This window comes from Nocardioides sp., assembly GCF_035429765.1.
Classification (GTDB): Bacteria; Actinomycetota; Actinomycetes; order Propionibacteriales; family Nocardioidaceae; genus Nocardioides.
In genome coordinates this window covers 1-8,047 of sequence record NZ_DAOMFK010000139.1, presented here as the reverse complement: position 1 = coordinate 8,047, position 8,047 = coordinate 1, and the positions used below count along the sequence as shown (strand labels likewise).

Sequence of the window (8,047 nt, the reverse complement as noted above, 5' to 3'; positions counted from 1 at the left end):
CGACGGGGTCCCGGTGGCCTCCGGGCCGCCCTCCAGGGGCTGGCCGGCCCGGCGCCGGGTGCGCGTCCTGCTGCGGGCCGCCCGCTCCCGAGGGGGCCGTTCCGCGGCGCTGGGGGTGGCCGGGCGTGGGGCGGTGATCCGGCCCATCGTCCCCGGGGAGATGCCCAGGTCGTGGTAGAGGTGCTCGGAGGTGGAGTAGGTCTCCTGCGGCTCGTCGAAGGGGAGGTCCAGCGCCTTGTTGATGACCTTCCACCGGGTGAGGTCGGCCCAGTCGACGAAGGTGACCGCGGTGCCCGTCGCCCCGGCGCGCCCGGTGCGACCGATCCGGTGGACGTAGGTCTTCTCGTCCTCCGGGCAGCTGTAGTTGATCACGTGCGACACGCCGGCGACGTCGATCCCACGCGCGGCCACGTCGGTGGCGACCAGCACCTTGAGACGGTCCTCCCGGAACCGCGTCAGCGCACGCTCGCGGGCCACCTGGGCCATGTCGCCGTGCAGCGGTGAGGCCTGGAATCCGCGCTCGACCAGGTCGTCGGCCACCCGCTGGGCCTGGCGCTTGGTGCGGGTGAAGACGATGACCTTGCCCGCGTCGTCGGCCTGCAGGATGCGGCCGATGATCTCGGGCTTGTCCAGGTCGTGGGCCTGGTAGATGAACTGCGCGGTCGCCGGGACCATCTGGCTGTCGTAGGAGGACTCTGCGCGGATGTTCATCGGGTGCCGCATGTGCGTGCGCGCCAGCGAGACGATGGCGGCCGGCATGGTTGCCGAGAACAGCATCGTCTGGCGGGTCTCCGGGGTCTTCGACAGCAGCTTCTCCACGTCCGGGAGGAAGCCGAGGTCGAGCATCTCGTCGGCTTCGTCGAGGACCAGCGCGTGCACGTGGGACAGGTCCAGCGCCCGCCGGTCGGCCAGGTCGATCAGCCGTCCGGGAGTGCCGACCACGACGTCCACGCCGGAGGCCAGCGCCTCCAGCTGCGGCTCGTACCCGACGCCGCCGTACACCGTGAGCACGCGCATCCCTCGGTCGGCGCCGGCCAGGGCCAGGTCGCCGGACACCTGCAGCGCCAGCTCCCGGGTCGGGGCGACGATGAGGGCCTGGGGCTTGCCGGTGGGGATCTCGGCGTAGTCCGGGTCGTGCGGCGCGATGCTGCGCTGCAGCACCGGGATGCCGAACGCCAGCGTCTTGCCGGTGCCGGTGCGGGCCTGGCCGATCAGGTCGGTGCCCATCAGGGCGACCGAGAGGGTCATCTCCTGGATGGGGAAGGGGACGGTGATGCCGGCGCGCTCGAGCGCGTCACAGATCTCGGGCAGCACCCCGAGCTCGCGGAAGGTGGTGATGGTTCTGTCGCTTTCGTGAGGTCCGAACGGTGCGGCGGACTCCCTCGAGGATGTCGACAGGCCTGCCGCGCACATGCTGTGGCGGGGACCACCGCGGCCCGGGTGGGCGGCGGGTGCACTCGCCACGCGCCGCTCCTGCTGAGCGGCACCAGATGGTGCTCATCCTATCGGTAGGGTGCGACCATGACGGAATCGGCAGCCGGCGAGGCGCCGGGCGCCCTGCAGGACCCCGACTACCGCCGTGCGGTGGTGGACCTGCTCGGGGTGATCTCCTACGGCGAGCTGTCGGCCTTCGAGCGGCTGGCCGAGGACGCCAAGCTGGCGCCGACCCTGGAGGACAAGGTGGCCATCGCGACGATGGCGGCCGCGGAGTTCGCCCACCTCGGACCGCTGCGGGAGCGGATCGAGGCGCTGGACGGGGACTTCACCGGCTCCATGGCGCCGTTCCGGGCCGCGATCGACGACTTCCACACCCACACCGCGCCGGCCGACTGGTACGAGGGGCTCATCAAGGCGTACGTCGGCGACGGCCTCGCCGCGGACTTCTACCGCGAGATCGCGGCGTACCTCGATCACCAGACGCGCGACACCATCGTGGCCTCGCTGGAGGACGCCGGCCACGCCGAGTTCGTGGTGGACCGCGTCCGCGCGGCGATCGCGGCGGACCCGCGGCTGGGCGGGAGGCTGGCGCTGTGGGGCCGACGGCTGATGGGGGAGGCGCTGACCCAGGCGCAGCGGGTGGCGGCCGACCGGGACGCGCTCACCGCGATGCTCGCCGGTGGCGTCGACCGGCCGGGCATGGACCTCGCCGCCATCGGCCGGATGTTCACCCGGATCACCGAGCAGCACGCCGCGCGGATGGCCCGGCTGGGGCTCGAGGCCTGAGCCCCCCGGACCGCCGCGCGGGCCGAGCGCCGCGGTCCGGGGGTGCGTCGGTGGTCAGGCCTTCCGGCGCCCGGTCACACCTGCGGCGAGCACCACGAGGATGGCGGCCACGGCGACCTGCCACAGGTGGCGCCACCAGTCGATGCCCCTGGTGCAGTTGTTCATGTTGCTGCAGTTGAACAGCGCGGCGTACAGGTAGCTGCCGATGAGCATGCCGCCGATGCCGCAGATGATCGTGAGCCACAGCGGGACGTTGTCCTTGTCACCGGGGGCGACCAGCTTGCCGAGGAGGCCGATGATCGTGCCGCCGATGAGGGCCCACAGGATCGTGACGAACATGGGAGGTCCTTTCGTTCCGGTGCTCGGGCGCCGCGGGGCGACAACCTCTCCTCAGAGTCTTTCCCGCATCACCACGCGGGGCAAGGACCGCCCCGGGCGCGGCGCCGCCCGAGCGGGGTCAGTGCCGGAAGCCGACCTGCCCGATGACGCCGCTGCCGATCTCGACGTAGGCGATCCGGTCGCCGGGGATGAGGAAGGTGCGGTTCTTGGTGTCGGTCAGGCTGAGCACCGTGCCGGCGGAGACCGCCTGGGCCACCAGCCCCTCGAGGTCGGCGGCGGCCTGATCGGTCTCGAGGATGAGCTCGCGGGGGGCGTGCTGGACGCCGATCTTGACCTCCACGGGGGATGGCCTCCTTCTCGGGGTGGGAAAACAGCGACGGGTCGGGGGGAGAACTGCGACGGGTCAGTCGGTGAGGGGGTAGCCGCGGATGCCGTGCCAGGCCAGGCCGGCCACCAGCGCGGCCGCGTCGTCGCGGTTGATCGTGCCGGCCTCGCCGAGCCAGTAGCGCGCGCTCACGTGGGCCATGCCGACCAGCGAGACCGCGAGCAGGCGGGAGGCCTCGTCGGGCAGGCCGGTGTCGTCGTGGATGACGTGGGCGATCATGTCCGCGCACTCGGAGGTGACCCGGTCGACCCGGGCCCGCACCGCCGGCTCGTTGGTCAGGTCGGACTCGAAGACCAGCCGGAAGGCACCGTTGTCGTCGGCGACGTACTGGTAGAACGCGTCGATGGTCGCGCCCACCCGCTGCTTGTTGTCGTGGGTGGACGCGAGCGCCCGGCGGCAGTTGTCGGTGATCGCGTCGCAGGAAGAGTCCAGCAGCGCGAGGTAGAGCTCCAGCTTGCCGGGGAAGTGCTGGTAGAGCACCGGCTTGGAGACCCCCGCCCGGTCGGCGATGTCGTCCATCGCCGCCGCGTGGTAGCCCTGGGCCACGAACACCTCGAGGGCCGACTCGAGCAGCTGGACGCGACGCTCGCGCCGCGGCATGCGCGCTCCCCGCGGACGCGCCTCGGTGTCGTACTGTCCTGCGCTCACCCGCTGCTCCTTCGGACGGTGGCCTGGCCCGAGCCTGGGCCGAGTGCAGCCTACCGCCGGGTACCACCCTCCCGGAGCCTCCGCTCCGGCGGGCGGAGGGTCCGGATGCCGGGACGGGTACGCCGCGCGGCGGCACGGCCGGGAACATGGCGGACCGGGCCGGCGTTCACGCCCTGTCCCCGCGACCGTCGATTCGAGGAGTGAGTCCGTGAGCTTTCCCCCGCTGGTGGAGCCCGCCGCCGAGCTGACCGTGGAGGAGGTGCGCCGCTACAGCCGCCACCTGATCATCCCCGACGTCGGCATGGCCGGGCAGAAGCGGCTCAAGAACGCGCGGGTGCTGGTCATCGGGGCGGGCGGTCTGGGCAGCCCGGCGCTGATGTACCTCGCCGCGGCAGGCGTGGGCACGATCGGGGTGGCGGAGTTCGACGAGGTCGACGAGTCCAACCTGCAGCGGCAGATCATCCACGGGCAGTCCGACATCGGCCGGCCGAAGGCCGAGTCGGCGCGGGACTCCATCGCCCAGATCAACCCCCTCGTCACGGTCGTCGTCCACCCGGAGCGGCTGGACAACGACAACGTCCTGGACGTCTTCGGGGGCTACGACCTGATCGTCGACGGGACCGACAACTTCGCGACCAGGTACATGGTCAACGACGCGGCGTTCTTCCTGGGCATCCCCTACGTCTGGGGGTCGATCTACCGCTTCGACGGCCAGGCCTCGGCGTTCTGGCCCACCGCGACCCTGGCCGACGGCAGCGGCGCCGAGGCGCCCTGCTACCGCTGCCTCTACCCGGAGCCGCCACCGCCCGGCATGGTGCCCAGCTGCGCGGAGGGGGGCGTGCTCGGCGTGCTGTGCGCCGCGATCGGGTCGATCCAGGTCAACGAGGCGATCAAGCTGCTCACCGGTATCGGTGAACCGCTGGTGGGCCGGCTGATGATCTACGACGCGCTGGAGATGGAGTACCGCAAGCTGAAGGTGCGCAAGGACCCGGCCTGCGCACTGTGCGGGGAGAACCCCACGGTCACCGGGCTGATCGACTACGACACCTTCTGCGGTGCGATCTCCGACGCGGCCGCGGACGCCGCGGCGGGGCACACGATCTCGGTGAGCCAGCTGGACCTGATGCTGAAGGAGCGCGAGAACGGCGAGCGGGACTTCGTGCTCGTCGACGTGCGCGAGCCCAACGAGTTCGAGATCAACCGGATCCCGGGCGCGGTGCTGGTCCCGAAGGGCGAGTTCCTCAACGGCACCGCGCTCGAGAAGCTGCCTCCGGTGGACGCGGGCACGCAGGTGGTCCTCCACTGCAAGTCGGGCGTCCGCTCGGCGGAGTGCCTGGCGATCCTGAAGGGCGCGGGCTACGACGACGCCGTGCACGTCGGCGGCGGCGTGGTCGCCTGGGTCAACCAGATCGACCCCAGCCAGCCGTCGTACTGACCCTCCGGCCCGGTCGGGGGTAGGTTCTCGACCATGCGGCACCCGGCGCGGCTGGCGGGCGTGCCCGGACAGGCTCCGGGCAGGGCGGCCGCTGTCGCCTCTGCTGCGCTGGTGGTCCTCACCGGCCTGGTCGTCGCGCTGGTCGCCTGGGCGGCTGCGAGCGGCCCGGACCGGGTGCTGATCAGCGGCGTGCCGGCCCGTACCGGCGGGACGCCCACCCCGAGCGAGCCGGTGGGCCAGGTGCCCGCGGTGGAGCCCCGTGGCGTGCCGGGGGACCACCCGTGGCTGACGCGGCTCGCCCTGCTGGTCGAGGTGGTCCTGGTCGCGGTGGCGCTCGCCCTGCTGGTGTGGCTGCTGGCGCGCCTGGTCCGCGGCGCCGCGGTGGCGTGGCGGCGACGGGTCGGCCGGCCGACTTGGCCTTCGACCTGCTTGACGACCGGGCACGCCTCTCCCGGGCCCTCGCGGTCGACGCGGCGGGCCAGCGGGACCTGCTGGAGGAGGGTGCGCCGCGCAACGCGATCGTCGCCTGCTGGCACCGGTTCGAGCAGCAGGCGGCCTTGGCGGGAGTGCGCCGCCGACCGGCCGAGACGTCCTCGGAGTTCACCCTGCGCGTCCTCGACCTCGTCGACGCCGACCCGGCAGCGGTGACGACCCTGGCCGGGCTCTACCGCGAGGCGCGGTTCTCCGGCCACCCCATGGGCGAGGACCACCGGCGCCGGGCGCTGGCCGCCCTGGACGCCGTGCACCACGGGCTGCTCTCCCGCGCGGCCTCCCGGGCCACCCCGCCCGAGGAGCCGTCGTGAGGCGCACCTGGGGGCGCCGCGCGGTCGGGCTGCTGCTCCTGGTGGTGCTGGTGCTCGTGGTCCTGGACCTCTTCCACATCGAGCGCGACCCGACCAGGGTCGGGCTGGTCGTGACGCTGACCCTGCTGGTGTCCTGGGTGGTGCTGGACTCCGTGGCGCAGGGGCAGCCCGGCTGGAGGGTGCCCGACGTGGTCCGGGCCGGCAGCACGGGCGTCGACCCGCTGCTCACGACGTACCTGCGGGTGCTGGAGGACCACGCGACCGCCCGCGACCCCGGGCCGGCCCTGCGGGACCGGCTGGCGGCGCTGGCCGCGCGCCGGCTGGCACAGCACCACGGGCTGTCGCTGACCGACCCGGACGCCCGCAGCCTGCTGGGCCCCGAGCTGGTGGGCGTGCTCACCGGGCCGGTACGCCGCCTGCGCAGGGCCGAGCTGGAGTCCCTGCTCAGCCGGATCGAGGAGCTGTGAGCGAGACGACCGCCCCCCTGTCCGCCGCCCAGGCCGGTGCGCTCGGCGGGCGCGTGCTCGCTGAGGTCGAGCGGGCCGTGGTCGGCAAGCACGAGGCGCTCACGCTGGTGCTCGCCGCGGTGCTCGCCAAGGGCCACGTGCTGCTGGAGGACTACCCGGGGCTGGGCAAGACCCTGGCGGCCCGGTCCCTGGCCGCCGCCCTCGGTCTGGACTTCACCCGGGTCCAGTTCACCCCCGACCTGCTGCCGGCGGACCTGACCGGCTCCTTCCTCTACCACCGGCGGGAGGAGGAGTTCCGGTTCCGGCGCGGTCCGGTGTTCACCGGCCTGCTGCTGGCCGACGAGATCAACCGCACCCCGCCCAAGACCCAGGCCGCCCTCCTGGAGGCCATGCAGGAGCGTCAGGTCACCGTCGAGGGCGAGACCTTCCCCCTGCCGGCCCCTTTCCACGTGCTCGCGACGGCCAACCCGATCGAGTACGAAGGCACCTACCCGTTGCCCGAGGCCCAGCTCGACCGCTTCCTGCTCCGGGTGGCCTTCGGCTACCCGTCGGTCCCCGAGGAGCAGCGGGTGGTCTCCGAGCGGCTCGCCCGGCGCCGCGAGGAGGTGCACATCGACGCGGTCACCGACGCTGCGGGGGTGCTCGCCATGCAGGCCGCGGTGGAGACGGTCACCGTCGACCACAGCGTGAGCGAGTACTGCGTGGCCCTGGCTACCGCCACCAGGCGGCACCCGGACGTGCTCACCGGCTCCTCGCCCCGCGGGTCGCTCGGGCTGGCGCTCACCGCCCGGGCCTTCGCGGTGCTCCGCGGCCGCGACTACGTGATCCCCGAGGACGTCAAGGCGGTGGCCCGGGCCGTGCTCGCGCACCGCGTCACGATCCGGCCCGAGCTGTGGATGACCGAGGCGTCCGGTGCCCGGGTGGTGGAGGAGGTCCTCGGCCAGGTGTCCACCCCGGGCACCCTCGAGCCCAGGACCCGACCGTGAACCGCTGGCGGATGACCGCGGACCTCGGTCGGGCGCTCGCGGTCTCCGCGGTGGGTCTTGCCCTGGCGGTGGTCTTCGGGGACCCGGTGCTCGTGGTGCTGGTCGCCCCGCTGGCGCTGCACGGTGCCCTCGCCCGGTGGCACCGGCCGCAGACCGAGCCGAGCCTCGAGGTCCGGCTGGGGCACCCGGTGCTGCACGAGGGCCAGGGCACCACCAGCGCCCTCGCCCTCGCCGGCGCCGACGGGGCCGAGCAGGTGAGCCGGGTGGTCGCGCACGCGCCGTACGTCGCCCTGCGCCCGCTCCGGGGCGCGCTGAGTGCCCTGCTCCCAGCCGACCCGGCGGCCCCGGTCGCCGCGATCGCGGTGAGTCCACGGCGCTGGGGCCGGCTGGAGGTGGGCGCGGGGCTGGTGGCGCTGACCTCACGGTGGGGCGGGTACCGCTTCGGGCCGGTCCCGACCAGCAGCCAGCCGCTCACGGCGCTGCCCACTCGGGCCCCGTTCGACTCCCGAGCCGCCGTGCCGCAGCCCGTGGGGCTGGTCGGGGCGCACCGGTCCCGCCGGGTCGGTGCGGGCACCGAGCTGGTCGGCATCCGCCCCTTCGCCGTCGGCGACCGGCTGCGGCGCATCGACTGGCCGGTGTCGCTGCGCACCGGGGAGCTGCACACCGTCGAGACGCACGCCGAGCAGGACGCCGGAGTGCTCCTGGTCGTCGACGCCCTGGCCGAGCTGGGTCGCTCGGAGGGCGTCGACGGGCGGGCGAGC

The 8,047-nt window shown here is 73.5% G+C and carries 10 protein-coding genes; 6 read left to right on the top strand and 4 right to left on the bottom strand.

The window, feature by feature from the left end; genetic code table 11:
- Window positions 1-1,413, bottom strand: a 1,413-nt coding sequence (locus tag PLP61_RS12325; protein ID WP_502889046.1) for a DEAD/DEAH box helicase, incomplete at its 3' end; no start/stop codon positions are given.
- 108 nt (window positions 1,414-1,521) lie between these two features.
- Here PLP61_RS12325 and PLP61_RS12320 point away from each other — a divergent pair.
- Window positions 1,522-2,223, top strand: a complete 702-nt coding sequence (locus tag PLP61_RS12320) for a ferritin-like fold-containing protein (RefSeq protein WP_324503016.1) — start codon at window positions 1,522-1,524, stop codon at window positions 2,221-2,223.
- 54 nt (window positions 2,224-2,277) lie between these two features.
- Here the strand turns inward: PLP61_RS12320 and PLP61_RS12315 are convergent, their stop codons facing one another.
- The 3 genes from PLP61_RS12315 to PLP61_RS12305 form a co-directional block, all read right to left on the bottom strand.
- A complete protein-coding gene (locus PLP61_RS12315) occupies window positions 2,278-2,562 on the bottom strand; it encodes a GlsB/YeaQ/YmgE family stress response membrane protein (RefSeq protein WP_324503015.1) in 285 nt (94 codons plus the stop codon).
- A gap of 118 nt (window positions 2,563-2,680) precedes the next feature.
- Window positions 2,681-2,902, bottom strand: a complete 222-nt coding sequence (locus tag PLP61_RS12310) for a DUF3107 domain-containing protein (RefSeq protein WP_324503014.1) — start codon at window positions 2,900-2,902, stop codon at window positions 2,681-2,683.
- A 63-nt stretch (window positions 2,903-2,965) separates the two neighbouring features.
- Entirely contained in the window at window positions 2,966-3,547 is a 582-nt protein-coding gene (locus PLP61_RS12305; RefSeq protein ID WP_324503017.1) for a TetR/AcrR family transcriptional regulator, read from the bottom strand.
- 256 nt (window positions 3,548-3,803) lie between these two features.
- Here PLP61_RS12305 and moeZ point away from each other — a divergent pair, with 256 nt between their 5' ends.
- The 5 genes from moeZ to PLP61_RS12280 all read left to right on the top strand — a co-directional run.
- Window positions 3,804-5,030 (top strand): adenylyltransferase/sulfurtransferase MoeZ, encoded by a 1,227-nt coding sequence (gene moeZ / locus PLP61_RS12300; RefSeq protein WP_324503013.1) that lies wholly within the window; start codon window positions 3,804-3,806, stop codon window positions 5,028-5,030.
- Between the two features lie 413 nt (window positions 5,031-5,443).
- Window positions 5,444-5,833, top strand: coding sequence for a DUF4129 domain-containing protein (locus tag PLP61_RS12295; protein ID WP_324503012.1), 390 nt, complete (start codon window positions 5,444-5,446; stop codon window positions 5,831-5,833).
- Window positions 5,830-6,300, top strand: a complete 471-nt coding sequence (locus PLP61_RS12290) for a hypothetical protein (RefSeq protein WP_324503010.1) — start codon at window positions 5,830-5,832, stop codon at window positions 6,298-6,300. Before PLP61_RS12295 ends, PLP61_RS12290 begins: the two co-directional genes overlap by 4 nt.
- Complete coding sequence (locus PLP61_RS12285; RefSeq protein WP_324503009.1) at window positions 6,297-7,286, top strand: AAA family ATPase; 990 nt, start codon at window positions 6,297-6,299, stop codon at window positions 7,284-7,286. Before PLP61_RS12290 ends, PLP61_RS12285 begins: the two co-directional genes overlap by 4 nt.
- Window positions 7,283-8,047 (top strand): DUF58 domain-containing protein (locus tag PLP61_RS12280; protein WP_324503008.1); only part of this gene is annotated, 765 nt, incomplete at its 3' end. The genes PLP61_RS12285 and PLP61_RS12280, both read left to right, overlap by 4 nt.